This window comes from Polaribacter vadi, from assembly GCF_001761365.1.
Taxonomy (GTDB): Bacteria; Bacteroidota; Bacteroidia; order Flavobacteriales; family Flavobacteriaceae; genus Polaribacter; species Polaribacter vadi.
Genome location: NZ_CP017477.1, coordinates 348,689 through 374,701, shown reverse-complemented (window position 1 = coordinate 374,701; position 26,013 = coordinate 348,689). Strand labels below are relative to the sequence as shown.

29 protein-coding genes are annotated in these 26,013 nt (G+C 28.9%); 23 read left to right on the top strand and 6 right to left on the bottom strand.

The window, feature by feature from the left end; all coding sequences use genetic code 11:
• Window positions 1-132: 132 nt before the first annotated feature.
• The 5 genes from LPB03_RS01635 (at window position 133) to LPB03_RS16560 (ending at window position 4,543) form a co-directional block, all read left to right on the top strand.
• Window positions 133-456, top strand: a complete 324-nt coding sequence (locus tag LPB03_RS01635; protein ID WP_065318214.1) for a YbaB/EbfC family nucleoid-associated protein — start codon at window positions 133-135, stop codon at window positions 454-456.
• Between the two features lie 92 nt (window positions 457-548).
• Window positions 549-836 carry a DUF2752 domain-containing protein gene (locus tag LPB03_RS16480; protein ID WP_083186976.1) on the top strand — a complete coding sequence of 96 codons (288 nt, stop codon included), beginning with the start codon at window positions 549-551 and terminating at the stop codon, window positions 834-836.
• A gap of 8 nt (window positions 837-844) precedes the next feature.
• The gene (locus LPB03_RS01630) at window positions 845-1,162 is read left to right on the top strand and encodes a CCC motif membrane protein (RefSeq protein ID WP_065318215.1); all 318 of its coding nucleotides are present in this window, start codon (window positions 845-847) and stop codon (window positions 1,160-1,162) included.
• Window positions 1,163-1,328: 166 nt separating this feature from the next.
• Window positions 1,329-3,959, top strand: coding sequence for an AsmA-like C-terminal region-containing protein (locus LPB03_RS01625; protein WP_065318216.1), 2,631 nt, complete (start codon window positions 1,329-1,331; stop codon window positions 3,957-3,959).
• Window positions 3,960-4,120: 161 nt separating this feature from the next.
• Window positions 4,121-4,543, top strand: coding sequence for a hypothetical protein (locus tag LPB03_RS16560; protein WP_065318217.1), 423 nt, complete (start codon window positions 4,121-4,123; stop codon window positions 4,541-4,543).
• Window positions 4,544-4,559: 16 nt separating this feature from the next.
• Here LPB03_RS16560 and LPB03_RS01615 read toward each other — a convergent pair whose 3' ends face one another.
• Entirely contained in the window at window positions 4,560-5,009 is a 450-nt protein-coding gene (locus LPB03_RS01615) for a DUF5362 family protein (protein ID WP_065318218.1), read from the bottom strand.
• A gap of 102 nt (window positions 5,010-5,111) precedes the next feature.
• Entirely contained in the window at window positions 5,112-6,389 is a 1,278-nt protein-coding gene (gene rocD / locus LPB03_RS01610; RefSeq protein ID WP_065318219.1) for an ornithine--oxo-acid transaminase, read from the bottom strand.
• Window positions 6,390-6,982: 593 nt separating this feature from the next.
• Here rocD and LPB03_RS01605 point away from each other — a divergent pair.
• The 3 genes from LPB03_RS01605 to rlmD all read left to right on the top strand — a co-directional run bounded on the left by LPB03_RS01605 (window position 6,983) and on the right by rlmD (window position 9,740).
• Window positions 6,983-7,462: a lipocalin family protein gene (locus tag LPB03_RS01605; protein ID WP_065318220.1), complete on the top strand. Its 480-nt coding sequence runs from the start codon at window positions 6,983-6,985 to the stop codon at window positions 7,460-7,462.
• A gap of 23 nt (window positions 7,463-7,485) precedes the next feature.
• Window positions 7,486-8,181 (top strand): YiaD family glycine zipper/OmpA-like lipoprotein, encoded by a 696-nt coding sequence (locus tag LPB03_RS01600; protein WP_065318221.1) that lies wholly within the window; start codon window positions 7,486-7,488, stop codon window positions 8,179-8,181.
• Window positions 8,182-8,285: 104 nt separating this feature from the next.
• Window positions 8,286-9,740 (top strand): 23S rRNA (uracil(1939)-C(5))-methyltransferase RlmD, encoded by a 1,455-nt coding sequence (gene rlmD, locus LPB03_RS01595; RefSeq protein WP_065318222.1) that lies wholly within the window; start codon window positions 8,286-8,288, stop codon window positions 9,738-9,740.
• Between the two features lie 16 nt (window positions 9,741-9,756).
• Here the strand turns inward: rlmD and LPB03_RS01590 are convergent, their stop codons facing one another.
• Complete coding sequence (locus LPB03_RS01590) at window positions 9,757-10,101, bottom strand: hypothetical protein (RefSeq protein ID WP_065318223.1); 345 nt, start codon at window positions 10,099-10,101, stop codon at window positions 9,757-9,759.
• A 257-nt stretch (window positions 10,102-10,358) separates the two neighbouring features.
• Between LPB03_RS01590 and LPB03_RS01585 the strand changes: the two genes are divergently transcribed.
• The 10 genes from LPB03_RS01585 to LPB03_RS16555 all read left to right on the top strand — a co-directional run bounded on the left by LPB03_RS01585 (window position 10,359) and on the right by LPB03_RS16555 (window position 16,589).
• Window positions 10,359-10,607, top strand: a complete 249-nt coding sequence (locus LPB03_RS01585) for a hypothetical protein (protein WP_065318224.1) — start codon at window positions 10,359-10,361, stop codon at window positions 10,605-10,607.
• Between the two features lie 45 nt (window positions 10,608-10,652).
• On the top strand, window positions 10,653-10,949 hold the full coding sequence (locus LPB03_RS01580; RefSeq protein WP_065318404.1) for a 4a-hydroxytetrahydrobiopterin dehydratase: 297 nt from the start codon (window positions 10,653-10,655) through the stop codon (window positions 10,947-10,949).
• Between the two features lie 4 nt (window positions 10,950-10,953).
• Window positions 10,954-11,418 carry a DUF6452 family protein gene (locus tag LPB03_RS01575; protein WP_065318225.1) on the top strand — a complete coding sequence of 155 codons (465 nt, stop codon included), beginning with the start codon at window positions 10,954-10,956 and terminating at the stop codon, window positions 11,416-11,418.
• Window positions 11,399-12,118, top strand: a complete 720-nt coding sequence (locus LPB03_RS01570) for a DUF6048 family protein (RefSeq protein WP_065318405.1) — start codon at window positions 11,399-11,401, stop codon at window positions 12,116-12,118. Before LPB03_RS01575 ends, LPB03_RS01570 begins: the two co-directional genes overlap by 20 nt.
• A gap of 129 nt (window positions 12,119-12,247) precedes the next feature.
• The gene (locus tag LPB03_RS01565) at window positions 12,248-13,195 is read left to right on the top strand and encodes an isopenicillin N synthase family dioxygenase (RefSeq protein ID WP_065318226.1); all 948 of its coding nucleotides are present in this window, start codon (window positions 12,248-12,250) and stop codon (window positions 13,193-13,195) included.
• Between the two features lie 76 nt (window positions 13,196-13,271).
• Complete coding sequence (locus LPB03_RS01560) at window positions 13,272-13,595, top strand: translation initiation factor (RefSeq protein ID WP_065318227.1); 324 nt, start codon at window positions 13,272-13,274, stop codon at window positions 13,593-13,595.
• A 149-nt stretch (window positions 13,596-13,744) separates the two neighbouring features.
• Entirely contained in the window at window positions 13,745-14,689 is a 945-nt protein-coding gene (locus tag LPB03_RS01555) for a DUF1835 domain-containing protein (RefSeq protein WP_065318228.1), read from the top strand.
• Window positions 14,690-15,559: a nucleoside phosphorylase gene (locus LPB03_RS01550; protein WP_065318229.1), complete on the top strand. Its 870-nt coding sequence runs from the start codon at window positions 14,690-14,692 to the stop codon at window positions 15,557-15,559. It begins immediately after the preceding gene.
• Entirely contained in the window at window positions 15,560-16,420 is an 861-nt protein-coding gene (locus LPB03_RS01545) for a substrate-binding domain-containing protein (RefSeq protein WP_065318230.1), read from the top strand.
• Between the two features lie 19 nt (window positions 16,421-16,439).
• The gene (locus tag LPB03_RS16555) at window positions 16,440-16,589 is read left to right on the top strand and encodes a hypothetical protein (protein ID WP_157579347.1); all 150 of its coding nucleotides are present in this window, start codon (window positions 16,440-16,442) and stop codon (window positions 16,587-16,589) included.
• Between the two features lie 131 nt (window positions 16,590-16,720).
• On the opposite strand, the gene LPB03_RS01540 is transcribed toward LPB03_RS16555, so the two are convergent.
• The gene (locus tag LPB03_RS01540) at window positions 16,721-17,386 is read right to left on the bottom strand and encodes a uracil-DNA glycosylase (RefSeq protein ID WP_065318231.1); all 666 of its coding nucleotides are present in this window, start codon (window positions 17,384-17,386) and stop codon (window positions 16,721-16,723) included.
• Between the two features lie 97 nt (window positions 17,387-17,483).
• Here LPB03_RS01540 and LPB03_RS01535 point away from each other — a divergent pair, with 97 nt between their 5' ends.
• Entirely contained in the window at window positions 17,484-19,691 is a 2,208-nt protein-coding gene (locus LPB03_RS01535) for an endonuclease MutS2 (RefSeq protein ID WP_065318232.1), read from the top strand.
• Window positions 19,692-19,884: 193 nt separating this feature from the next.
• On the opposite strand, the gene LPB03_RS01530 is transcribed toward LPB03_RS01535, so the two are convergent.
• Window positions 19,885-20,112 (bottom strand): DUF8828 family protein, encoded by a 228-nt coding sequence (locus tag LPB03_RS01530; RefSeq protein WP_026777944.1) that lies wholly within the window; start codon window positions 20,110-20,112, stop codon window positions 19,885-19,887.
• Window positions 20,113-20,136: 24 nt separating this feature from the next.
• The gene (locus tag LPB03_RS01525; RefSeq protein ID WP_065318233.1) at window positions 20,137-20,646 is read right to left on the bottom strand and encodes a DinB family protein; all 510 of its coding nucleotides are present in this window, start codon (window positions 20,644-20,646) and stop codon (window positions 20,137-20,139) included.
• Window positions 20,647-20,730: 84 nt separating this feature from the next.
• Between LPB03_RS01525 and LPB03_RS01520 the strand changes: the two genes are divergently transcribed.
• From LPB03_RS01520 to secA, 4 genes are all read left to right on the top strand, one after another.
• Window positions 20,731-21,216: a hypothetical protein gene (locus tag LPB03_RS01520; protein ID WP_065318234.1), complete on the top strand. Its 486-nt coding sequence runs from the start codon at window positions 20,731-20,733 to the stop codon at window positions 21,214-21,216.
• 112 nt (window positions 21,217-21,328) lie between these two features.
• On the top strand, window positions 21,329-21,901 hold the full coding sequence (locus LPB03_RS01515) for a cob(I)yrinic acid a,c-diamide adenosyltransferase (protein WP_065318235.1): 573 nt from the start codon (window positions 21,329-21,331) through the stop codon (window positions 21,899-21,901).
• 209 nt (window positions 21,902-22,110) lie between these two features.
• Window positions 22,111-22,332 carry a DUF2795 domain-containing protein gene (locus tag LPB03_RS01510; RefSeq protein ID WP_065318236.1) on the top strand — a complete coding sequence of 74 codons (222 nt, stop codon included), beginning with the start codon at window positions 22,111-22,113 and terminating at the stop codon, window positions 22,330-22,332.
• 215 nt (window positions 22,333-22,547) lie between these two features.
• Window positions 22,548-25,889, top strand: a complete 3,342-nt coding sequence (gene secA / locus LPB03_RS01505) for a preprotein translocase subunit SecA (RefSeq protein WP_065318237.1) — start codon at window positions 22,548-22,550, stop codon at window positions 25,887-25,889.
• Window positions 25,890-26,013: the final 124 nt, after the last annotated feature.

The following is a 26,013-nucleotide window of genomic DNA, read 5'->3' as shown; positions in this document are numbered from 1 at the left end:
ATCATTTTTACAAGCGACCGCAAAAATAAGACTAATAAATAAGGATAAAAGAAATATTTTTTTCATTTTTAAAGAATAAGAATTCTTTATGAATTTGTTAGTTTTGTATTTATAACTAAAAAAAGAAAAATTATGTTTGGAGATATGTCTGGAATGATGCAGAAAATAAAAGATGCTCAAAAAAAAGTAGAAGAAACTAAAGTGCGTTTAAATTCAGTTTTGGTTGATGAAAATGGTGCTGATGGAAAAATTAAAGTAACCTTAACTGCCAATAGAGAAATAAAATCGATCTCAATTGATGATGCTTTGCTTAGTGATAAAGAAGAATTGGAAGATTTTTTAATCATCACTTTAAATAAGGCAATTGCAAAAGCATCTCAAATTAACGAGCATGAAATGGCTGTTGCTGCAAAAGCTGGGATGCCAAACATTCCTGGAATGGATATGTTTAAGTAAGTTTGAGTTGGAAGTTTAAATACTTAAAAATAATAAATTTATTGACTCTTGGTTCTTGTTTCTTGAATCTTGCTTCTAAAAATAAATAAAAAATGCTCATCAATTTAAAAGATTACATGTTGCCTTGTTTTAGCAAAACCTTTTTTGGGATTGAGTGTTTGGGCTGTGGTTTTCAGCGCTCTTTTTTAATGCTAATTCATGGCGATTTTTTGGGTTCTTTTAAAATGTATCCCGCAATTTTTACATTATTAGGCTTATTCTTGTTTATTTTGATAAATTTTAAAGCGAAATTTAAGCAATCAAAAAAAATAATTAGTAGTTTAGCATACTTGAATTTATCAATCATGATTATTAACTATCTTATTAAAATTAACTATTAAACTACCAAATGAAAAAACTAAGCACAACTCTAATCTATATATTATCTTCTGTAAGTCTATTATGCTGCTGTTTTGCAGGTCTTGGTATTTTATTAGCACTTCCATCTTTTTTAATTGCTAATAAAAAATTAAAAGAAGCCTATGAATTTCCTGAAGAATATGATTTGGATGATGTAAAAGCCATGAAAACAGCAAAAACATTTGCATTAGTAGCTTTAAGTATTAATGGATTGTATTTTGTTTATAGCATATATAGTCTTGCAACTACAGATTGGGATACTTTTATGAATAATTTTAATTCTCAAATGGAGAAATATCAGCAATAAGATTTATTTCTTTATTATTTAAAAAATTAAATATCCAACTACTTTCTCGGAAATAGTTGGATATTTTTTTGTTATCAATCTTATTTTTATTTGAGTTACATTTAACATCATATAAACAAATTCGCTTCTTTAAATCGACTAACTTTGTGCTGTTAAATAACGAATTATGACCACAGAGAAAAATAAAAAATCGATCGGAAAAAGAATTTTAAAATGGGTGGTTTCAATCTTCCTAATTTTAATAATTGCATTGGTTTCCATTCCGTTTTTATTTAAAGATAAAATTGTACAAATGGTTACCAATACCGTTAACAATAATATAAATGCAACTGTTACTTTTAAAGAAACCGATTTAAGTTTGTTTACAAATTTTCCGCTTGCAAGTTTAACTGTAAGCGATATTGCAGTGACTAATAAAGCGCCCTTTTTAGGCGATACTTTATACAGTGCAAAAGAATTAAGTTTTAGCATGAAAATTACAGAACTGCTAAAAAAAGCGGATGAAGTTATTGAATTGAAAAGTATTGCTACCAAAAACGGACAAGTAAATATCATTTTTAACGAAAAAAATGTTGGGAATTATGATATTGCTATTGCAAAAGAAGAAACCAATACTACAACAACAAATAATTCTTTTTCATTTGACATTCAAGAATACGAATTAGAAAATATGAAGTTCGTTTATCTTGATAGAAGCACGAACTTGAAACTTCATTTAAATGATATAAACCATATAGGAAAAGGGAATTTTGCGCAAGACATTTTAGATTTAGACACAAAATCTACCGCAAATTTATCTCTTGATGTGGATAGTGTAAACTACTTAAGCAACGTTGCTATTTCTTTGGATGCAGTTTTAGGAATCGATTTAAAAAACAGCAAATACACGTTTAAAGATAACACAGGCTTTATAAATCAGTTGCCTTTAGAGTTTGATGGTTTTATTCAATTGGTTGATGAAAATCAATTATATGATATCAATTTTAAAACACCAACATCAGAATTTAAAAATCTTTTAGCCTTATTACCCAAACAATATTCAGGAAATTTAGATGCCATAAAAACGGAAGGAAATTTCGATTTAAAAGGATCTGTAAATGGTATTTTATCCACAGAAAGAATTCCTGCTTTTGATATTACTTTTTCATCGAAAAACGCCATGTTTAAATATGATGATTTGCCAAAAGCGGTTAAAAATATAAATATTGATGCCCAAATTATCAACAAAACAGGAAATACAGATGATACGTATGTAAACGTAAATCAATTAAATTTTAAGATTGATGAAGATGCGTTTTCTGCTAATGGAAATATTGCGAATTTAACCACCAACCCAAAAGTTAATTTAGCTGCAAAAGGAAACATTAATTTAGCGAATATCAACAAAGCGTATCCTTTAAAATTAGAGCAAGAATTAGCTGGAATTTTAAAAGCAGATGTTACCACAAGTTTTGATATGAATGCTATTGAAAAAGGCAATTATCAGAATATTAAAAATACAGGAACTATTGCTGTAAGCGATTTTAAATATGATGGAAAAGATGTTGCAAACCCTTTTTACATTACCAAAACAGCAATTACATTCAATACAAATACCATAAAATTAAATGAGTTTGATGCAAAAACAGGAAGTTCTGACATTGCTATTGATGGGAATTTAAATAATTTTTACGGATTTTTATTTAATGACGAAGTTTTAAAAGGAAATTTCAACCTAAAATCGAATACGTTTAAAGTATCCGACTTTTTAGCGGAAAGTTCAGCAGAAGAACAAACTACAAAAACATCAGCCTTAAAAATACCCGCTTTTTTAGATTGCACATTTAATGCTGATGCAAAAAAAGTAGTGTATGATAATATTAATCTAAGCAACGTATCTGGTGTTATTTACGTAAAAGATGAAGCCGTTAATCTTAAAAATTTAAAATCAGATGTTTTTGGAGGTAAAATTGGTTTTGATGGAAACGTTTCTACCAAAGGAAATACATCCACTTTTGCCCTAGATTTAAAGTTAGATAAAATAAATATTACTGAATCTTTTAGTGCTTTGGATATGCTAAAAGCGATTGCTCCTATAGCAAGTACTATTGGTGGGAATATAAACTCTACCATTAGTCTTTCTGGGAATTTAAATGAGGATATGACTCCGAATTTAAAAACCATTACTGGTGAGTTATTTGGAAAACTTTTAGATCCAAAATTAAATACAAGCAACTCTAAAGTATTAAGTTTATTAGGCAGTAAAGTTTCTTTTTTAGATCCTAATCAATTGAATCTAGATGGTATTAATGCTTTTTTATCTTTTGATAATGGGATTGTAAACATCAAACCAATTCCTTTAAAATATAAAGATGTGGGTATAGAAATTTCTGGAAATCATAGTTTTGATAATGTGATGAATTATAATGTTGTTTTTGATGTACCTGTAAAATATTTAGGGACAGAAGTTACCAATTTAATTGCAAAATTAAATCCAAAAGATGCAGCAGAAATTAAAAGTATTCCTGTAAAAGCAAACTTAACAGGAAGTTTTACAAGTCCTACTATTGCTACTAATATACAAGATGCGACTGCTAGTTTAGTCAAAAATTTGGTAGAAAGACAAAAGCAAAGTTTGATAAATTCAGGGAAAGACAAATTAACGGATTTGTTAGGTTTGGGCAAAGACAAGAAAGATTCTACAAACACTGCTACACCACCAACAAACAAAGACGCTACAAAAGATAAAATTAAAGATGTTTTAGGTGGTCTTTTTGGAAATAAAAAGAAAGATACTGTAAAGAAAGAAAATCAATAGGAAGCTAGCAAGTTCTTAATAAAAGATTTCTAAAAATAAATCACTCATCTGATAGCTTTTTTTTAACAAAATGTCAGTTTGAGTGATTTTTCTTTTTCGCAAAAATGTAACGAGATGTTTTTTTATATTTGAATTCAATTATATAGTACTCAAATAATTCTATGAAAAATAAATTACGATTCCTCTTTATCTTAATCATACTTTATTTTTGCAGTTATATTTTTTACGGAAAAAACTCACTAGGCATACAAATCATAGAAAACACAACTTTCTCAAAAGCTCAAGTTTCTATACAAATTCAAATTTTTGATTTGGAGGATTACAATAGAAATCAATTAGAAATCACCAAAATTGTAAGAGAAAAAGGCTTCAAAAATGTAAATGTAAATTATGCTGATAATTTCTTAAACGATAAAGGTTTCAGCTATTGGTTAGATGTAGAACCTTTAACTCCTTTTATCACTTTTAGTTATGATGGTTTCTTCAAAAAAGATGAAATTTCAGAAGAATACGAAAGCCTATATATTTGGTGTGTTTTTAAATGGATTAGAGTTTATAAAAGTGAAAATAGAGCTATGTATTGATTTTTTTAAAATCACCCTAAACCAAAGAGCCAGCTACTAAAGAAAAAACAATTAAAAGCACATATAAAGAAATTACAATAATTGTTAAAACTCCAATATATTTAAAATGCGATTTTAAGTTTTCGAAAGCATCTGCAAGCACATCATCATTTTTGGTTGCTAAGGCCGATTTCATTTTTCTAGAAAATTTAAATAAATACCAAACTGGCATAAAATATAGCAAAGCAGAAACTACGTATGTAATTGCTAATGGCAAACCTATAGCTGGCAAACCTTGTTGCTGAGAAACCATATTTAACATGGGTGCATACACAGTTGCTATTAAAATTGCTGCAATTAATGTAAGTGCAATACTAATAAAGCCTAAAATAGAAAAGAAAAAAGTCCATCTTGCTATTTCTCTTAAAAAACTTTTAGATTTTGAGTTTACAACTAACTGCTCTAACTGTGTAATTGGACTTTGCATAATTTCTTGAAATTTTATAAAATCAAAAATAAAAAAAATAAGCCACTAATTCACACTTTTAAATTGATGAATTAATGGCTAAAAAATATTTAATTTAATTTCTTATTTAAACTCAGAAATTGTTTTTGTAATAATTGAAATACAATCTCTTAACTGTTCTTCAGTCATTACCAGTGGTGGTGCAAAACGAATAATATTACCATGAGTTGGTTTTGCTAACAAACCATTATCACGCAATTTCATACAAATATCCCAAGCTGTAGAACTATCTTCTGAATCATTTATTAAAATTGCGTTTAACAAACCTTTACCTCTTACAGATTCTACAAGATGATTATTTTTACAAAACTTAGTTAATTCTTCTCTAAAAATAATCCCTAATTTATCTGCATTATCTGCTAAATTTTCATCGGCAACAACTTGCAAAGCAGCAATAGCAACAGCAGCTGCAATTGGGTTTCCACCAAATGTAGAACCATGATTTCCTGGCGCAATTACATTCATAATTGGATTATTTGCCAAAACTGCAGAAACAGGATAAGCGCCTCCACTTAATGCTTTTCCAAGAATTAAAATATCTGGTTTTACTTCTGGAGTTCCAGAGCAATTTTTATCTTCACAAGTACAATTACCACAAGTTGCTAATAAACGCCCAGTTCTAGCAATTCCTGTTTGAACTTCATCTGCAATAAAAAGCACGTTATGATCTTCGCACATTTTTTTTGCAGCAGCCAAATAACCTTCAGAAGGCACAAAAACGCCAGCTTCACCTTGAATTGGTTCTACCAAAAATGCAGCAATATTATTGCTACTTTCTAACGTTTCTTGTAATTCTTGTAAATTATCGTATTCTATTTTTATAAATCCTTTTGTATAAGGACCAAAGTTTTTTCTGGCAACAGGATCATTAGAAAAAGAAATGATGGTAGTTGTTCTTCCATGAAAATTGTTTTCACAAACAATAATTTCTGCTTTATTTTCTTTAATTCCTTTTACTTCATATGCCCATTTTCTAGCAATTTTTAAAGCAGTTTCTACAGCTTCTGCACCAGTATTCATGGGTAACAATTTGTCGAAACCAAAAAGTTCTGTGGCAAATTTTTCATATTTACCAAGCATATCATTGTAAAAAGCTCTTGAAGTTAAGCTTAATGTTTTTGCTTGATGCGTCATTGCATCTACAATTTTTGGGTGGCAATGTCCTTGATTTACGGCAGAATATGCAGATAGAAAATCGTAATACTTTTTACCTTCTGCATCCCAAACATACACTCCTTCTCCTCTACTCAAAACCACAGGAAGTGGATGATAGTTGTGAGCACCATGTTTTTCTTCTAATTCAATCGCTTGTTGCGAACTTAACTTGTCTAAAACAGTCATTTTAAAATTTTTAAATGTTTGTACTAAAAACATTCCTGTTCTACCTTTATCTTTCTGATACCTCAATTTAAATTGGTCAGAAATTCAGCGTGGGAAAGAAATCATCCTCGAAGTTACACAAAAGTAATAAAAAAAAGTCCATCCTAACCTTACCAAAGGGAAGGAACTATAAACTGTTTTAATATTTCTTACCAAACTAACTAAATATTGCTCACTATAACACTACTAACTAATTTTTGGACGTTCCCTAAAAAGGTCGCGCTTTCACTACTCGCTTTTTTTGATAAAAACAAAAAAGAACTCAAACATAAAGCCTGTCTTTAGCGAAGTCGAAAGGTTCAATCGCTAACGCACATTAAGCATACAAAAAATTGTTGTTTAAAAATTTGATTTCGATTAAAGAAAAAACTTAATGAGCTAAACTGTAAATCAAAAATAAATTAATTTTGAATAATTATATTACAATTAATTAAGAATAGATTAAGTAGAAAATACATTCTTCTAATATTCTTTTGTATACATTAGCCTTTGCTAAAAAAGATTTTTTTTTGTAATAAAAACTAATAAACTAATAAAAAAACAAATTATCAATCATGAAAAAAACCTTATTCACTTTATTATTATTGACAGCTTTTATCAGCTGTAAATCTACATCATCTACAGTAAGCACAAATTTAGACAATAAAACAGAGCGTATGCTAAAAGGAGATTGGACCTTAACTTCCGTTAATTATCCAAACTCTGCATATTTTAAAGTAAATTCTTTTAATATTGAAGACTCCAAATGTTTTGTAAATAGTAACTGGAGCTTTGTTTCAAATAACAACAAAGGTGAAATGTCGCTAAATAACGTAAGTAGTGACTGTAAAAACTTTAGCTCTCCAATAACTTGGTACATCAACAAAGAAGGTAATTTTGTTTTAAAAATTATTAATGATTACAAAGCAAAAGAAGTTAACAATGGTTTTGTTTTAGCTGTAAGAAATGTTACTGAATCTAGTTTTAATTTAATTGACACCATTAATGTTGCAGGACAAACAAAAAATATAACATATACTTTTCAAAGAAATTAATTTAAACAATAAAAACATATATAATGAAAAAAACAATAATTTATAGTTTAGCTATTTTAATAGCATCAGCATTTACATTAACATCTTGTGAGGCTACAAAAAATGCAAATAACACGCAAAAAGGTGCTGCAATTGGTACAGCTGCAGGCGCTATTATTGGTGGTGTTATTGGTAACAATGTTGGGAACAAGAAAAATTCTGAATTAGGTGCCATTTTAGGTGGTGTTATTGGAGGTGTTACTGGTGGTGTAATTGGTAATAAAATGGATAAACAAGCTAGAGAAATTGAAGAAGCTGTTCCTGGAGCACAAGTAGAAAGAGTTGGTGAAGGGATTATGTTAACTTTAGGTGAAAATGCGATTCGTTTTGATACGAATAAAGCTACATTATCTACAACAGCAAAAGAAAATTTACAAAAATTAGTACCTGTTTTAAATAACTATGAAAATACAAACATTATAATTTATGGTTATACAGATAATACTGGTAGAGCAGAATACAATTTATCTTTATCTGAAAAAAGAGCAAATTCTGTAATGGAATTTTTAGCTTCAAATGGTGTACAAAAAAGTAGATTTGAAACAAAAGGAAAAGGAATTGCAGATCCAATTGCTACCAATGAAACTGCAGAAGGAAGAAGTAAAAACAGACGTGTTGAGTTTGCGATTGTTGCCAATGAAGAAATGATTAAAGAAGCGCAAGAAGAAGCAAAACAATAATCATCCTATTTTTTATATAAAAAAGGCTACTCAAAATGAGTAGCCTTTTTTGCTTTGTAAAAGTCTTATTTTACTTAATTTTGTGCATCCATAAAAAACAAGAAATGCCACGTAGAGAACGAAATAAATTTGTCAAAAAAAATCAAATTTTAGAATTAAAGATTGAAGATTATGCTTTTGGAGGAAAAGGAATCGCGAGAATAAAATCCGAAGAAGGTAGTTTTGTCGTTTTTGTTCCAAATACGTTGCCTGGACAATTGGTAAAAGCTCAAATTAATAAAACGAGTAAAAACTACGCAGAAGCAAAATTAATTGATGTTTTACAACCTTCTGAAGATGAAGTTGAAGTTCCTTACCAAGATATTCCTGGTGCTCCTTACATTCAGTTGCCTATAGAATTACAACATCAATATAAAAAAGAAAGCACATTATCTTTATTTAAAAGAATTGGTAAAGTAGAAAATATTGAAGACTTATTTGATGAATTTATAGCTTCTCCAAACGTGTTTCATTATCGAAATAAAATGGAATATGGTTTTTCTGCAATTGGTTATGACAGAGTTAATAAAACTGATAAAGATGAATTTACGCTAGGTTTTAAAAGACGTGGAGTTTGGTGGATGGGAGATAATTTAGAGAAAGATTCTGGTTTGTTTGATAAACAACTAGAAGACAATCTAAAAAACATAAGACAATATTGTATCGAAACTGGTTTAGAACCTTGGCATGGACCTAAGAAAGAAGGTTTTTTCAGATATTTTGTAGTCAGAAAATCTTTTAAAACAGATGAATTATTATGCAATTTAGTAACCACTTCTGATGATTTAGAGAAGTTCGATTTAAACAAATTTGCAGGTTTTTTAAAAGATATTTTTGGAGAACGTTTAGCAGGTTTATTACATACAATTAATGATGAAACTGGAGATAGAACGATTGCAACTTCTGGAAGTTTAAATCTTGTTTATGGAAAAGACAAAATTGTAGAAGAATTATTAGGTTTAAATTTCGAAATCAGCATGAAAAGCTTTTTTCAAACCAACCCTAAATGTGCCGAAAAATTATATGCTAAAGTTGTAGAATATGTTTTGGAAGATAAAAGTAAAGTAGACAATTCTGTTGTGATGGATTTATTTTGCGGAACAGGAACAATTGGTCAAATTGTAGCCTCTAGAAGCGAAAACGCAAAAATTGTTGGGGTAGATATTGTTGCTTCTGCTATTGATGATGCAAAAAAGAACGCCAAAAGAAATAATATTGATGGCTTAAAATTTTATGCTGCTGATGTTGGTAAATTCTTAATTGCGCATCCAGAATATCAAGATAAAATAAAAACAATAATTTTAGATCCTGCAAGAGCTGGAATTGCACCAAAAACATTACAGAAAATCATCAATTTAAATGCGGATAGAATGGTGTACGTTTCTTGTAATCCTGCAACGCAAGCAAGAGATACAGAGTTATTAAGTGAAGCTGGTTATCAACTTAAAAAAATTAGCTTGGTAGATCAATTTCCACATACAAGTCATATAGAAACTGTGGTTTTGTTTGAGAAAAATTAATCAATATTAATCTACTTTAATGCCAACCAGCACAATGGACTACAAATTTATATTCTCCTCCAGAATATGGACTTGTTTTATAATATGCCGTAAATTGACCTCTATCTAAATATGAATTTCCTAAATTATTTCTCCACCTTTTTTCATTGTAAGCAATATCATTTCCTTTTTTGTCTTTAATATAAACCTTTCCTGCCACATATTTATCAGTTTCAGGATTTAAAACAAAATACAATACTTCAATAGTTGCACATTGCCCTCCACTACTTTGATTGTAATTTGATAAAGCAGAGCTTAATTCAGCACAATTATAAAAAGCTAAAAAGCTAATTGATAAAATTATTTTTTTGTAAAATTTCATAATTATAATTTTTATTTTCAAATATATAATTAGAAAAACGTAGTCGAAATACCTACTAATGGGTAATTTTAGATTTTTTTATATTAAATTAGAATTTTCACTTGCATAAGAATAGTAAAATAGTGCATTATGTTAACGTTAAAAAAGAATAATAAATGTATAATTTAGATATTTTATACATGTGTAGAGAAATTATGTATTTAAAAAATCAAATTAATTAACATCAGTAAGAAGTTATACTTTAATATATTTGTAATATGATTAAAAAAATATTTGGTGCTTTTTTTATTTTAATCTCTATTTTTCTTGGATTAGGATTTTTGATGCAAATACCTACAATTATAGGAACATTTTCCAATAATTTCACAGGGTATTCGTTTGGTTATATCTTTGGCTCACTTTTAATTTTAGGAATTGCTATTTTGCTTTTTAAATTAGGTTTAAAGTGGACAAGGAAAAACCCAAATCCTACAGATAATATCAATAATATTGGCATCAACAAATAAACAAAACAAAGAATTAATTTTTTATAAAAAACAATACTTATGAAAATGCTAAAACTATCTGAAGAAGCAATTGAATCAAAATTAAAAAACTTAATTGATTGGGAATATTATGATGATGCTTTGCACACCGATTTTGTGTTCGATAATTTTAAAGATTGTATGTCTGCAATGAATAGAATTGCCTTTGAATGTGAGGCTTTGAACCATCATCCAGAATGGACTAATATTTACAACACCTTAGATATTACCTTAACAACTCACGATGCAAATGGTGTTACAGAGTTAGATTTTAAATTGGCTGCAGCAATCAATAAAATTGTAGAAGTTGAAGAAGAAGATTAGGTTTATGAAAAAAACAATTGCAATTCTTTTTTTGTCAATCATCATTTTTTCAAGTTGTGAGAAAGACGATTTTTGTATACAAAATCCTGTAACTCCAAGTTTAGTTTTAGAATTTTATGATGCTAATAATAGAGAATCACCTAAAAACTTTAGCTCTATAACTGTTTGGTCTGAAAGTGCAGAGAATAAAGATAATCTTTTCGAAAACATTACTGGAAACAAACTGGAAATTCCTTTAAATCAATTCGCTACAGAAACAGTTTATAATTTTTCTCAAAATGGTGTTGTGAATCAATTGACTATAAAATATTCAACTGAAGAAGTGTATGTTTCTAGATCTTGTGGATTTAGAGTTATTTTTAATGATGTAAGTTTTGAATCAGACAATACTTGGATAACCAGTTTTACGCCTCAAACATTAACAACGATAGACAATCAAAATGAAACTCATGTACAAATATTTCATTAATATTTTCGTCCTATTTGTTTTTGTTGATGGATTTTCACAAGAACAACAAAAGGACTCTGTAGGTACTTCAAAAGATTCTATTGTTTACAAATCTCCTTATGGAATTCGTGTTGGAATCGATTTAAGCAAACCAATTCTATCAAGTATTAAAGATTCTTACACTGGTTTAGAAATTGTTGGAGATTATAGAATTTCTAAGAAATTTTATATAGCAGCAGAAGTAGGTTTTGAAGAGGAAACAACACAAGAAGATTTTACAAACTCAACCTCAAAAGGTAATTATATTCGCTTAGGTTTTAATTACAATGCTTATGAAAACTGGTTGGATATGAACAACGAAATTTTTGCAGGATATAGATATGGTTTTAGTATTTTTGATCAAACTCTAAATAGCTACACTCCAAATGTGGTAAGAGGTGAAGGGAATGGGATTCCATATTTTCCTGTAATTACAAATACAACTGCATCAACAACTAGTTTAAATACTCATTGGTCAGAATTCGTGGTTGGTTTTAAAGCAGAAACCTTTAAAAATGTATTTGTAAGTGTTAGTGGTTCTTATAAAATTTTAATGAGCGCCAAAGAACCAGAAAACTTCCAAACATTATACTCACCAGGTTTTAACAGAGTTTTTGAGAGTGGCACTGGTTTTGGTTTCAACTACACCATTAGTTATTTAATTCCATTTACTAAAAGGTAATATTTAAAATATTCTTACATTTACTACCCTAAAAAAGGACCTATAAAAATTGGTTTGCTTTTTTTGAAAGTTAAAAGACAAAATTTTTTGTAACTTTAAACTCTTATTTTACTAAAATTTCAATTAATTATGAATAAAATACCAAGCGTTAATTTAGCTGATTTTTTATCAGATGATACAACTAGAAAACAAAAATTTATAGATGAAATTGGCCACGCTTATGAAAACATAGGTTTTGTGGCATTAAAAGGTCATTTTTTAGATGATAAATTAGTGGATAATTTATATACTGAAATTAAAAACTTTTTTGATTTACCTACAGATGTAAAAGAAAAGTATGAAATTCCTGGAATTGGTGGTCAAAGAGGCTATGTTTCTTTTGGTAAAGAATCTGCAAAAGGAAAAAAAGAAGGCGATTTAAAAGAGTTTTGGCATTTTGGACAATATGTAGATAAAGATTCTAAATATGCAGATGAATATCCTGAAAATGTGCAAGTAGAAGAATTACCTAACTTTAATAAAGTTGGTAAAGAAACCTACCAAATGTTAGAGAAAACAGCAAAATTTGTGTTGCGTTCTTTGGCCTTACATTTAGGTTTAGAAGAAACGTATTTTGACAATTATATAAAAAACGGAAATAGTATTTTAAGACCAATTCATTATCCACCAATAAAAACGGAACCAAAAGGTGCTGAAAGAGCTGCTGCTCATGGAGATATTAATTTGATTACCTTATTAATGGGTGCTCAAGGAAAAGGTTTACAAGTTCAAAATCATAATGGAGAATGGATTGATGCAATGGCTGAACCAGATGAATTAATGATTAATGTTGGTGATATGTTGTCAAGACATAGTAACAATAAATTAAAATCTACCATTCACAGAGTGGTAAATCCGCCAAAAGAAATGTGGGGAACTTCTCGTTATTCAATTCCGTTTTTTATGCACCCAATTTCTGATATGAAATTAGATGTTTTAGAAAATTGTATCGATGACAAAAACCCAAAACAGTTTGATGATATTACAGCTGGCGAGTTTTTAGATGAACGATTAAGAGAATTGGGATTAAAAAAATAGTTGGTAGTTTTTCAGTCTTCAGTTGGCAATAACAAGCTGACTGAATACTGAAGACTGCTGACTGCAAACTGAAAGAATGGATTTTAAAGATCAATTAAAAAACTTATTTCCAGATCATCAGGAAACTGAGGAACCAAAGGAAGAAAAATCTAATATTTGGTTACAGGAGGACCCAATCCTTTGCAAATACGAAAAACGTAAAGGCAAACCAATTACGATTTTAGATGGGTATACAGGAGCAACATCCGACTTTAAAATGTTAGCCAAAGAAATAAAAACAACTCTTTCTGTTGGTGGTAGTTTTAAAGATGATAAAATTATTATTCAAGGAGATTTTAGAGATAAAATCATGAAAATATTGAAAGAAAAAGGCTTTAAAGTTAAAAGAGTTGGTGGTTAAATCAACACTTTACAAAACAAAGAAATTAACTAGATTGAAGTTATAAATTGCAAAATATTTTATACCATTTTTTGAAATTTATTTTGTAAAAACAAGTATATCAATCTAAAAGCACAATAAAGTAAGACTACAAACGTTATTTTTTAATTATGAGTTCATCTATTTTACATATTACAAATGGAGATTTTACTACAAATTATTTAAAAGAATTAAATTTTTCTGGAGATTTTATTACTTGGAGAGAAATGTTGAGTGAAGGCAAAACAACAACAGATGTTGGTAGTGAAGCTTTTTGGAAAAATAGATTCGAGTTTTTTAAAACTTCTTATAAAGTAAGCAAGCAAAAATTTATAGAGTATACTCTTAAAGAATACAGAAACCTTTGTAATAAAAAAAGTAATAAAGAAATCGTGTTGTGGTTTGAGCATGATTTATTTTGCCAAATTAACATGTTGGCAGTTTTAAGTTGGTTAAACCGTTATCGAAAAGGATATGATATTTCTTTAATTTGTAGCGGAAAAATTGGGAATTCTACTAAAATGTATAGTATTTCAGAACTCAATAAAAACCAAATAAATAATCATTTTAAAAATAGAGTTGCACTTTCTCAAGACGATATTGAGTATGCAGATTATATTTGGCAACTATATTGTTCTGATTCTCCTTTGCGATTAGAAACCGTTTATAAATCCAATCCAATGTCGCCATTTCATTATTTGGCAACTGCTATTGAAGCACATTTACAACGTTTTCCATCCATTAAAAACGGTTTAAACAAAATTGAAAATACCGTTTTAGAAGCTGCTCAAAATCAAAATTTTACTTCAAAAAAAGAATTAATTTCTACATTGATACAAGAACAAAAAGTTTATGGTTTAGGAGATTTACAATATGAATATAGTATAGATACCTTAAACCCACTTTTTAACTCTTTTAATCCTGTAAAATTGTCTAAAAAAGGGAAACAAGTTTTAGAAAATCAATTGAATTTTTATGGTCAAATAAGAAATGATATTTCGTATCTTGGGGGCTCTAAAAAATATAGTTTTTTGTTTCAGAACGATTCTAAAAAACTACTACAAATTACCTCATAAATGGCTATAAAACAATCTGAATTAATCTTAAATCCAGATGGAAGTATTTATCATCTTAATTTAAGACCAGAAAATATTGCTACAGATATTATTTTCGTTGGTGATCAAGATCGTGTTGATAAAATCACACAACTATTTGATAATATTGAGTTTACCACTCAAAAAAGAGAATTTAAAACATCCACAGGAATTTATAAAGGAAAACGACTTTCTGTAATTTCAACAGGAATTGGTCCTGATAATATAGATATTGTTTTAAATGAATTGGATGCTTTGGTAAATATCAATTTAGAAACCAGAGAAATTAAGGAAAAACATACTGCCTTAAATATTGTAAGAATTGGTACTTCTGGTTCTTTGCAAAAAGATATTCCAGTAGATTCTTTTTTACTAAGTTCTCATGCAATCGATTTAAATGGGATGCTTCACTCCTATCAAGTTGATGAAATTTCGCATCCAGAAATCGAAGAAGCTTTTGTAAAACACACCAATTGGAGTGCTAAAAAATCGTATCCTTTGGTAATTGCAAATGGTAATGACTTAGCAAATAAAATTATTTCTGACACAATTTTTCAAGGAATTACGGCTACTGCTGGTGGTTTTTATGCGCCTCAAGGACGAATTTTACGTTTAGGTTTACAGGATGAATATTTAAATTCTAAAATTGATAGTTTTAATTTTAACGGAATTAGAATTACAAATTTAGAAATGGAAACATCTGCAATTTATGGTTTATCTAAACTTTTAGGACACAATGCAGTTTCTATGAATGCCATTATTGCCAACAGAGCAAATGGTACTTTTAGTGAAAATCCATATAAAGTTGTTGAAAATTTAATTGAATACACTTTGCAAAAATTAATTGAGTAAATGACAAACTTAAAAATTGGAGGTGTTCCAGAACACTTTAATTACCCTTGGTACATCACTCTAAAAAATAAAGAATATAGCAAACACAATATTAATCTTCGTTGGCAAGATTATCCTGGAGGAACAGGACAAATGTGTAAAGCTTTAAGAGATGGTTCTGTAGATATTGCTATTGTTTTAACGGAAGGAATTATCAAAGATATTGCAGATGGAAATCCGTCGAAAATTGTACAAACTTTTGTACAAACTCCTTTAATTTGGGGAATTCATGTAGGTGCAAAATCTAAATTTAAAACGATTGATGATTTAGAAAATGCTACTATTGCCATTAGTAGATTTGGTTCTGGATCTCATTTAATGGCAATTGTAAATGCCTACAATCAAGGTTGGGATATTGCAAAACTAAAATTTAAAGTGATAAAAGATTTGCAAGGTGGCATTGATGCTTTAACAAATGGCGAAGCAGATTATTTTATGTGGGAACATTTTACCACAAAACCTTTAGTTGATAATGGCACTTTTAGAAGAATTGATAATTGCCCAACTCCTTGGCCTTGTTTTGTAATTGCTGTTAGAAACGAAGTTTTAGAGAATAATTTTGAAGAAGTTAAAAAAGTTTTAGAGATTATAAATGCTGAAACTAAAGATTTTAAAAAATTAAATAATATTGATAAAACCTTAGCAAAAAGATACGAACAGCAATTGGAAGACATTCAAAAATGGTTACAAATAACAGAGTGGAATGATGGAAATCCTATTACTAAAAATTTAATTGGTCGTATTCAAAATAAAATGGTGCAGTTTAACGTTCTAGAAGAGAAGAAAAATTCGGGAGATTTCATAAAAAATATGTACATTTAAACCGTAAATAGAAGAATTAATGAAAAGAGCAGTATTTATTGTAGTTTGTATTTTAGGAATTATTTGTTTTGCTTCTTGCAGAAGTACATCTTCTTCTTGTGGTTTGGCAGATCATATTCAACTAGAGCAACCTCAAAATGAAGAATTAGAACAAATGTTATTTGTATAAATCCTAATTTTCTGTAAATTTTAAAATTTCAGTTTATATATATTTTAATTTATAAACTTAAAAATATACAAAACCCTTCAAGTTTTTAAAACTTGAAGGGTTTTTAATTGATGAGAAATCGTGACAGAAATCTACCAATCTATTTCATTTTTATGAATAGATTTTAAAAAAGCATTGGTCTTCGAAAAATGCTCATTTCCAAACCAATAACCGCGATTTGCACTTAAAGGTGATGGATGCCCAGATTCTAAAATATGATGTTTCTTTTTATCAATTAATTTTACCTTTTTCTTAGCAAAACCTCCCCAAAGTAAAAAAACAATATTTTCTTTTTCGTTTGATATTTGTTTAATCACTTGATCTGTAAAAGTTTCCCAACCTTGTTTTTGATGACTTCCAGCTTCATGAGCTTTTACTGTTAAAGTTGCATTCAATAATAAAACACCTTGTTTTGCCCATTTTTCTAAATTTCCACTTTCAGGAATTTCCTGATTTAAATCTGTAGAAATTTCTTTAAAAATATTTTTTAATGAAGGTGGATAAGCGATTCCGTCTTTTACAGAAAAACACAAACCATTGGCTTGATTTGGTCCATGATAAGGATCTTGACCAATAATAACTACTTTTAAATCATTTAAAGAACAAAAGTCAAAAGCAGCAAAAATATCTTTTCCTTTTGGGTAACATGTATAATTTGAATATTCCTGTTTTACAAATTCTATTAAGTTTTTAAAATAAGGCTTTTCAAACTCGTTTTGTAAAATATTTTTCCAAGGATCGGCTATTTTTACTTGCATTGTTTCTTATTTTTGTTCTCTGAATTCAAGGTTCAAAATTTTGAATTCAAAGTTACTTATTAGTTCGCAAAAAACCTTGAACATTAAATTTTAAACTTTGAATACTAGTATCTCCGAAAAAACATTACAAGATTTAGAATTTTCTACAGTTTTACAACACATTACAGAATTTTGTATTTCTGGTTTAGGAAAAGAAAAAGTGCTGGAAATTATTCCAATTCGCAACAAAAGGCAGTTGTTTAAGGAACTAAATTTAGTGGATGAATATGTGTCTTCTTTTGAAAGTGAAAATAGAGTTCCTAATCATAATTTTGATAATATTTCATCAAGTATAAAACGTTTAGCCATAGAAAATAGTTTTATAGAAACGGATGCCTTTTTAAAAATTGCAACGACTTCTTTAACTGTAAATGAACTGATTAAGTTTTTTAAAAAATTTCAAATTCAGTTTCCAGCGTTTTATGAACTTTCTCAAAAAATCGAATTCACTACTTATATTGATGATGAAATCAAGAAAATTATCGAGATTTCTGGCGAAGTAAAAAACAATGCCTCATCAACTTTAAAACAATTAAGAAAAGATATTAATAATGTTCGTGGCAAAATTGGCGCAAGTTTTTCGAGTGCTTTATCCAAAGCAATTGCTGCAGGTTATTTAGATGATATTAAAGAAACTGTAGTTGATAATCAGCGTGTTTTAGCAGTTGCTGCCATGCACAGAAGAAAAGTTGCTGGTAGTTTATTGGGGTCATCTAAATCTGGAAATATCGTTTACATTGCTCCACAAGCAACCTTGGCTTACAGCAGAGAATATCAAAATTTAATTTATGATGAAAAACAGGAGGTTGTAAAAATTTTAAGAGATTTATCAACCACAATTAGACCAATGGTTTCTTTGTTAGAAGACTATTTTGAGTTTTTAATTCATGTTGATAGCATTGGAGCCAAAGCAAAATACGCGCAAGAAATAAATGCGATTCTGCCAAAAATATCTAAAACAAAAAGAATCTTTTTCAAAAATGCGTATCATCCTGTTTTATGGAGAAAAAATAAAAAACAAAATTTACATACAGTTCCGCAAACTATTGAGTTGAATGAACAACAACAAATAATCGTAATTTCTGGTCCAAATGCTGGTGGAAAAAGTATCACTTTAAAAACGATTGGTTTGTTACAGATTATGGTACAAAGTGGTATTTTAATTCCTGTTGATGAACGAAGTGAAACTCATATTTTCGATATTGTTTTAACGGATATTGGAGACAATCAATCTATTGAAAACCAACTAAGTACTTATAGTTACCGTTTAAAAAACATGCGTAACTTTTTAAGAAGATGTAACGAAAACACCTTGTTTTTAATTGATGAATTTGGTACAGGTTCAGACCCAGAATTGGGTGGAGCTTTAGCCGAAATTTTCTTGGAAGAATTTTACAATAAAAAAGCATTCGGAATAATTACAACCCACTACTCCAACTTAAAAGTGTTGGCAAACGAGTTGGAAAATGTTACCAACGCAAACATGCAGTTTGATGAACGTACTTTAGAACCTTTGTATAAATTATTTGTTGGACAAGCAGGAAGTTCGTTCACGTTTGAAGTAGCACAAAAAAACGGAATTCCTTTTAGCTTAATTAATAAAGCAAAAAAGCGAGTTGATACAGAAAAAGTACGTTTGGACAAAACCATTTCTAAACTTCAAAAAGAGAGAAATAAACTCCAGAAAAACTCAGATAATTTAGAAAAACAAAAAACAAAAGGTCAAGAACATATAGATAGTTTACAAGAAAAAGAACAGCGAATTCAAGAAAAACTATCTGGTTTTCAGGAATTATATGATCAAAATCAAAAAATGCTTTCTTTGGGTAGAAAGACAAATGAGTTATTAAATAAGTACTTCCAAACAAATAATAAAAAGGAATTAAATACTAATTTCAATAAATGGGTTACAGATGAAAAAGTAAAACATTTAAAGAAAAATCCTGTTCAACCTAAAACAAAATCTCAAAAACAGAAAGCAAAAGTTGTTCAAAAACAAATGCAAGAGGTCATTAATAAAGTAGAAAAAGAAGTTTTAGAAAAAGTTGTTGAAGTTAGAAAGGAAAAGAAGATAGAAGCTGTAAAAATTGCTCAAGAAAAATCTGAATACATCTACAAAATAAATGATCGAGTACGAATTATAGATTCTAATTCTGTGGGAACTATCGATAAAATTGACAAAAAAAATGTAACTATTAACTACGGAATTTTTACCACAAAAACTACTTTGAGTAAAATTGAGTTGGTAGAGAAAGCAAAGAAATAATTTTATAGACTTATATAAAAAACGTTAAATAAGTATTAAATAGCCTTATTAAATGAAACCTTTTTTATATTAAATCGTCTTTATTTTGTACTTATAATTTTAAACTTGTAGTAGTAAGCTTAATTTTACAAAGTATAACAACGGTTGGTTAGTTGTTGCCCAAATTAGTTTTTAACTAATTTGGGCTTTTTTATTAATCTTCGAATTGTTTCATTTCAGAATCATAAAATTCTCCAGCTTTATCCATTAAATCTGCTAATTCTGTTGATATATCTTCTTCACTTTCTCCTGTTAAATCTTCAAACCATTCAATTTCATCATCTTTTAGATTAATCAAAAAACGAGGAAACTCTGTGTGTAACACAAAAATATCATCTGGAAAGTTACTATTATCTGCCAATAAAAATTTTGGTAAAGTCATATGCTAAAATTAATTTTTACAAATTTACAAATATCTTTCTTTAAGAATGTTTAAATGATGCATTTGATGTCCAGAAAATAAATATCCTAATGCTCTAACAGAAATTTTATTGCCTGAAGCAATTCCAATTCGCAATAAAGCTTCATCAGAAAAACTTTTATATAAGTGAATAGTCGATTTTCGTAAAGTGCTCATTTCATCCAATAAATCACTAAACTCTAATTGATTTGCATTGCCATTATCAACAAAAATATCTTGATCAAAACCAGGTAAAGAAGTTTTATCATTTCTAGCAAAACACAAAGCTCTATAACAAAAAACACGCTCAGTATCTATACTATGTTGAATCAATTCTTTTAGTGTCCATTTACCTTCTGCATAGCTAAAATTATGCTTTTCTTTTGGTAAGTTTCTTAAAATAGTATCAAATTCTATTTGAGAATTTTGCATATTTTCTATAATCGATTTGCCTTCTTTCGTTACCAATTGCATGTATTGTTCAAAATAAGGAGCATATTCGTTTTTAGGAATCATTTCAATAGATTATTGTAAGTTTGTATCAGCGAATTTAATCATTTTAATAAACAAATTCATCAATCTTAATTAGAACAAATTTTAATGTTTTTTAAAACGTATTCTTACCTCAAGTTTTTAATCAAATCTCAAAATCAACATGGTTTACATTCGCCTTTTGTTTATGATTTTATAACCAAAGGATTGTATCAGCAAAAAATAAGAAATAACGACTTATTAGAACTTAATGAGCTAAAAAGTCTATCAAAAAAACAATTAATAATTTTGACTAAGATTGTTAATTATTTTGAGATTAATCATATTAATTTTGATGTAAATCCATTTATAAAAAATGAAAACAAAACCTATAAACTATTATTTACCAAAGACTTACCTTCTTTAAAAAATATAAATTTCAAGCTTTTAAATTCTCATCATATCATACTTATTGATGCAATTTATCAGCATACAAAAGAGTGGCAAAAATTGATTAATTTACAAGATGCAACAGTTACAATCGATCTTTTTTATTTTGGATTAATTTTCTTCAGAAAGGAACAAGTAAAAGAACATTTTATAATAAGGCCCTAACTTTTTTGGAGTTTTACAATTGATCTTGTGTTAAATTATGCTAACATTTCTTTAAACAATTTTCAAACTTCGTAACTTTGAATTCTAAACTATAAACATTTAACTTTTAAGCATGAAAATATACACAAAAACTGGTGATAATGGCACAACTGCTCTTTTTGGTGGTTCTAGAGTTAAAAAATACAATTTGCGCATAGAAAGTTATGGAACTGTAGATGAATTGAACTCTTACATTGGTTTGATTAAAGACCAAGACATTAGCTCAGCTGCAAAAGATGCTTTGTTAAAAATTCAAAATGAATTATTCACTTTAGGTGCAATGTTGGCAACTCCACCAGAAAAAGAAACGTTGAAATCTGGTAAAGAGCGTTTAAATATTCCTAAAATTGATGAAAATTCTATTCTTTTTCTAGAAAATGAAATTGATAAAATGGATGAAGTATTGCCTCAAATGACTCATTTTATTTTGCCTGGAGGTCATCAAGCTGTGTCATTCTGTCACGTTGCAAGATGTGTTTGTAGACGCGCAGAACGTTTGTCTGTTGAGTTAAATGATAATGAACCCATAAATGAAGACATTTTAAAATACCTAAACCGACTTTCTGACTACCTTTTTGTGCTGGCACGAAAATTGTCTTTAGACTTACAAGTTGAGGAAATCAAATGGATTCCTACAAAACAATAAAGAAATCTTAAAGCCTTGCTAAAAGAAATCTTTTAATGTTAAGTTCTTTTTTTATCGATATTAAAGAAATTATAAAATTTTTATCAAACTAAATAATTGATTTTCAATAGTTTATAAAACAATACAATATCTTTAAGGTATATTTCTTAAAAAAGACTTGCATAATTGCGTAAAAAAATTATTTTTGCACAAAATTAAACAATTAAGAAATGTATTGGACATTAGAATTAGCATCTTATTTAGCAGATGCACCTTGGCCAGCAACCAAAGACGAATTAATAGATTACGCTATTAGAACTGGATCTCCTTTAGAGGTAGTGGAAAATCTACAAGATATAGAAGATGAAGGTGATGCGTATGACTCAATTGTTGAAATTTGGCCAGATTATCCTACAGAGGATGATTATCTTTGGAATGAGGATGAATATTAAACATCATAATAAAATATAAAAAGTCTCTAAAGAGGCTTTTTTTTTGTTTTTAATTAAAAAAGAGCTTTTGAGGTTTTTACCTCAAATTACTATTACAACTGTTATTTCTGTAAAAACAGGAATCCAGAAAATAATTCTTTATTAATTTTTGATAAAAACCGAACATACAATTAAATAATACAGCTTTCTTTAAAGCTGACAAAAACATATAGAGAATGAGTATTTTAAATTCAGTTATTAAACTTTTTGTAGGTGATAAACAGCAAAAAGATTTAAAAAATTTGCAACCAATTGTAGATAATGTTAGAAAGTTTGAAGCGGAAATTGCTAAACTTTCTCATAATGAATTAAGAGCCAAAACGCAAGAATTCAAAAACATTATTAAAGAAGCTTTAAAAGAATTTAATGATAAAATTGAAACCTTAGAAGCAGAAGCAAAAGGTGCAGATATTGACAGACAAGAAGATATTTATACTGAAATTGACGCTTTAAAAGACGAATCTTACAAGGTTTCTGAAGAAACGTTATTAAAAATTATGCCAGAAGCTTTTGCTGTTGTAAAAGAAACTGCAAAACGTTTTGTAGAAAATGAAGAAATTGAAGTAACTGCTTCAGCTTTTGATAGAGAATTGTCTGCAGAAAGAGACAATGTTACTTTAGAAGGCGATAAAGCATATTGGGCAAATTCTTGGGATGCTGCAGGAAAACCTGTTACTTGGGACATGATTCATTATGATGTTCAATTAATTGGTGGTTCTGTTTTACACCAAGGTAAAATTGCAGAAATGATGACTGGAGAAGGAAAAACATTAGTTTCTACTTTACCAGTATACTTAAATGCATTAACTGGAAATGGTGTGCATTTAGTTACAGTAAATGATTATTTGGCAAAACGTGATAAAGCTTGGATGGGACCAATTTTTGAGTTTCATGGACTTTCTACAGATTGTATCGATTATCATCAACCAAACTCAGATGCTAGAAGAAAAGCCTATAATGCAGACATCACCTATGGAACCAATAACGAATTTGGTTTTGATTATTTGCGTGATAATATGGCTAGCTCTAAAGACGATTTAGTGCAAAGACCTCCAAATTATGCCATTATTGATGAAGTAGATTCTGTTTTAATTGATGATGCAAGAACGCCGTTAATTATTTCTGGACCAGTTCCTCAAGGAGACAGACATGAATTTACAGAATTAAAACCTTTAGTTGCTGATATTGTTGCTTTACAAAAACAACATTTGGTAAAAGTTTTAGCAGAAGCAAAAAAATTATTAGCAGAAGGTAATGATAAAGATGGTGGGTTCTTATTATTAAGAGTCTATAGAGGTTTGCCTAAAAATAAAGCCTTAATTAAATTTTTATCGCAAGAAGGTATTAAGCAGATTTTACAGAAAACTGAAAACACATATATGGCAGACAACAATAAGTTGATGCCAGAAGTAGATGAAGATTTATGGTTTGTTGTTGAGGAAAAAAATAATCAAATTGATTTAACTGATAAAGGAATTGCACATCTATCAGAAAAAACTCAAAACGATAACTTCTTTGTGTTACCAGATATTGGTGTAAAAATTGGTGAAATTGATACTGCTGAAATTTCTAAAGAAGAAAAAGCAGCTCAAAAAGACGAATTATATAAAGATTTTAGCATCAAAAGTGAGCGTATTCATACCATGAATCAACTTTTAAAAGCATATACTGTTTTTGAAAAAGATGTGGAATATGTTGTGATGGAAAATAAAGTAATGATTGTTGATGAACAGACTGGACGTATTATGGATGGTCGTCGTTATTCTGATGGTTTACACCAAGCAATTGAAGCAAAAGAAAATGTAAAAATTGAAGACGCTACACAAACTTTTGCAACAGTAACTTTACAAAATTACTTTAGAATGTACAGAAAACTGTCTGGTATGACAGGAACTGCTATTACAGAAGCTGGGGAATTATGGGAAATCTACAAATTAGATGTTGTAGAAATACCTACGAATAAACCAATTCAAAGAGATGATAAAGAAGATTTAGTATACAAAACTGCACGTGAAAAATACAACGCAGTTATAGAAGATATCGTAAAATTAGTTGCAGAAAATCGTCCTGTTTTAGTGGGAACAACTTCTGTAGAAATATCAGAATTATTGGGTAGAATGTTACAAATGCGTAAAATTCCTCATAATATTTTGAATGCAAAATTACACAAACGTGAAGCTGATGTTGTTGCAGAAGCTGGTAAATCTGGAGTTGTAACTATTGCAACAAACATGGCTGGTCGTGGAACGGATATTAAACTTTCTAATGATGTAAAAAATGCTGGTGGTTTGGCAATTATTGGTACAGAAAGACACGATTCACGAAGAGTTGATAGACAGTTAAGAGGACGTGCAGGAAGACAAGGTGATGTTGGTTCTACTCAATTTTACGTAGCTTTAGATGATAATTTAATGCGTTTGTTTGGTTCTGATAGAATAGCCAAAATGATGGATAGAATGGGCTTAAAAGAAGGCGAAGTTATTCAGCATTCTATGATCTCAAAATCTATTGAAAGAGCACAAAAGAAAGTTGAAGAAAATAACTTCGGTATTCGTAAACGTTTGTTAGAGTATGATGATATTATGAACGCTCAACGTGAGTTTGTTTATAAAAGAAGACGTAATGCTTTAGATGGAAAACGTTTGCAAGTTGATATTGCCAATATGATTTACGATACATGTGAATCGATTATCAACTCAAATAAAGCTGTTAAAGATTTCCAGAATTTTGAATTTGAATTGATAAAATTCTCTTCAATGACCTCTCCTTTTTCTGAGGATGAATTCAATAAAATGTCTGAAAAGGAAATGACAGACAAATTATATGATATTGTTACTGAACATTACAAAAATAAAATTGAGAGAAATGCAGTTTTAGCATTCCCTGTTATCAAAGATGTTTTTGAAAATGAAGGTGATAGATATGAGCGAATTGTAGTTCCTTTTACAGACGGAAGTAAATCTTTACAAGTTGTTACCAACTTAAAAGAAGCGTATGAAAGTGAAGGTAAAAGTTTGGTTACAGATTTTGAAAAAAACATTACGTTAGCAATTATCGATGAAAACTGGAAAGAGCATTTACGTAAAATGGACGAGTTAAAACAGTCTGTGCAAAATGCATCTTATGAGCAAAAAGATCCTTTATTAGTCTATAAGTTTGAAGCCTTTGAGTTGTTTAAGAAAACTGTAGATGAAATTAATAAAGAAGTGTTATCATTCTTATTTAAAGGAGAATTACCTGTACAAGACCGTTCTCAAATTTCTGAAGCTAGGAGTCAAAAAAGAGAGCGTTTAAATACGAGTAAAGCAGATGTTCAGAATTCTACAGAACAAGCTATTCAGAATTCTAGATCACAACAATCTGAACCTGTTGAAACCATGGTTAGAGAGCAACCAAAAATTGGAAGAAACGAACGAGTTACTATTAAAAATGTAATGAGTGGAGCAGAAAAAGAGGTAAAATACAAACAAGCTATTCCTTTAATTGAAAAAGGTGAGTATGTTTTGGTGAATAAATAAGTTATTAAAAATGTTCTCGATGCAATTTTTCTAAAAAAGAAAAATTACTCGAACAGACATCTTTTAATTCTTTTAATATAAAAAAATCCGTTTAGAAATATATCTAAACGGATTTTTCAATTTA

Bases quoted from the DNA above. Each gene is read 5' to 3' on its own strand.
- LPB03_RS01635 (WP_065318214.1), top strand. From the start codon at position 133: ATGTTTGGAGATATGTCTGGAATGATGCAGAAAATAAAAGATGCTCAA.
- LPB03_RS16480 (WP_083186976.1), top strand. From the start codon at position 549: ATGCTCATCAATTTAAAAGATTACATGTTGCCTTGTTTTAGCAAAACC.
- LPB03_RS01630 (WP_065318215.1), top strand. From the start codon at position 845: ATGAAAAAACTAAGCACAACTCTAATCTATATATTATCTTCTGTAAGT.
- LPB03_RS01625 (WP_065318216.1), top strand. From the start codon at position 1,329: ATGACCACAGAGAAAAATAAAAAATCGATCGGAAAAAGAATTTTAAAA.
- LPB03_RS16560 (WP_065318217.1), top strand. From the start codon at position 4,121: ATGAAAAATAAATTACGATTCCTCTTTATCTTAATCATACTTTATTTT.
- LPB03_RS01615 (WP_065318218.1), bottom strand. From the start codon at position 5,009: ATGCAAAGTCCAATTACACAGTTAGAGCAGTTAGTTGTAAACTCAAAA.
- rocD (WP_065318219.1), bottom strand. From the start codon at position 6,389: ATGACTGTTTTAGACAAGTTAAGTTCGCAACAAGCGATTGAATTAGAA.
- LPB03_RS01605 (WP_065318220.1), top strand. From the start codon at position 6,983: ATGAAAAAAACCTTATTCACTTTATTATTATTGACAGCTTTTATCAGC.
- LPB03_RS01600 (WP_065318221.1), top strand. From the start codon at position 7,486: ATGAAAAAAACAATAATTTATAGTTTAGCTATTTTAATAGCATCAGCA.
- rlmD (WP_065318222.1), top strand. From the start codon at position 8,286: ATGCCACGTAGAGAACGAAATAAATTTGTCAAAAAAAATCAAATTTTA.
- LPB03_RS01590 (WP_065318223.1), bottom strand. From the start codon at position 10,101: ATGAAATTTTACAAAAAAATAATTTTATCAATTAGCTTTTTAGCTTTT.
- LPB03_RS01585 (WP_065318224.1), top strand. From the start codon at position 10,359: ATGATTAAAAAAATATTTGGTGCTTTTTTTATTTTAATCTCTATTTTT.
- LPB03_RS01580 (WP_065318404.1), top strand. From the start codon at position 10,653: ATGCTAAAACTATCTGAAGAAGCAATTGAATCAAAATTAAAAAACTTA.
- LPB03_RS01575 (WP_065318225.1), top strand. From the start codon at position 10,954: ATGAAAAAAACAATTGCAATTCTTTTTTTGTCAATCATCATTTTTTCA.
- LPB03_RS01570 (WP_065318405.1), top strand. From the start codon at position 11,399: ATGTACAAATATTTCATTAATATTTTCGTCCTATTTGTTTTTGTTGAT.
- LPB03_RS01565 (WP_065318226.1), top strand. From the start codon at position 12,248: ATGAATAAAATACCAAGCGTTAATTTAGCTGATTTTTTATCAGATGAT.
- LPB03_RS01560 (WP_065318227.1), top strand. From the start codon at position 13,272: ATGGATTTTAAAGATCAATTAAAAAACTTATTTCCAGATCATCAGGAA.
- LPB03_RS01555 (WP_065318228.1), top strand. From the start codon at position 13,745: ATGAGTTCATCTATTTTACATATTACAAATGGAGATTTTACTACAAAT.
- LPB03_RS01550 (WP_065318229.1), top strand. From the start codon at position 14,690: ATGGCTATAAAACAATCTGAATTAATCTTAAATCCAGATGGAAGTATT.
- LPB03_RS01545 (WP_065318230.1), top strand. From the start codon at position 15,560: ATGACAAACTTAAAAATTGGAGGTGTTCCAGAACACTTTAATTACCCT.
- LPB03_RS16555 (WP_157579347.1), top strand. From the start codon at position 16,440: ATGAAAAGAGCAGTATTTATTGTAGTTTGTATTTTAGGAATTATTTGT.
- LPB03_RS01540 (WP_065318231.1), bottom strand. From the start codon at position 17,386: ATGCAAGTAAAAATAGCCGATCCTTGGAAAAATATTTTACAAAACGAG.
- LPB03_RS01530 (WP_026777944.1), bottom strand. From the start codon at position 20,112: ATGACTTTACCAAAATTTTTATTGGCAGATAATAGTAACTTTCCAGAT.
- LPB03_RS01525 (WP_065318233.1), bottom strand. From the start codon at position 20,646: ATGATTCCTAAAAACGAATATGCTCCTTATTTTGAACAATACATGCAA.
- LPB03_RS01520 (WP_065318234.1), top strand. From the start codon at position 20,731: ATGTTTTTTAAAACGTATTCTTACCTCAAGTTTTTAATCAAATCTCAA.
- LPB03_RS01515 (WP_065318235.1), top strand. From the start codon at position 21,329: ATGAAAATATACACAAAAACTGGTGATAATGGCACAACTGCTCTTTTT.
- LPB03_RS01510 (WP_065318236.1), top strand. From the start codon at position 22,111: ATGTATTGGACATTAGAATTAGCATCTTATTTAGCAGATGCACCTTGG.
- secA (WP_065318237.1), top strand. From the start codon at position 22,548: ATGAGTATTTTAAATTCAGTTATTAAACTTTTTGTAGGTGATAAACAG.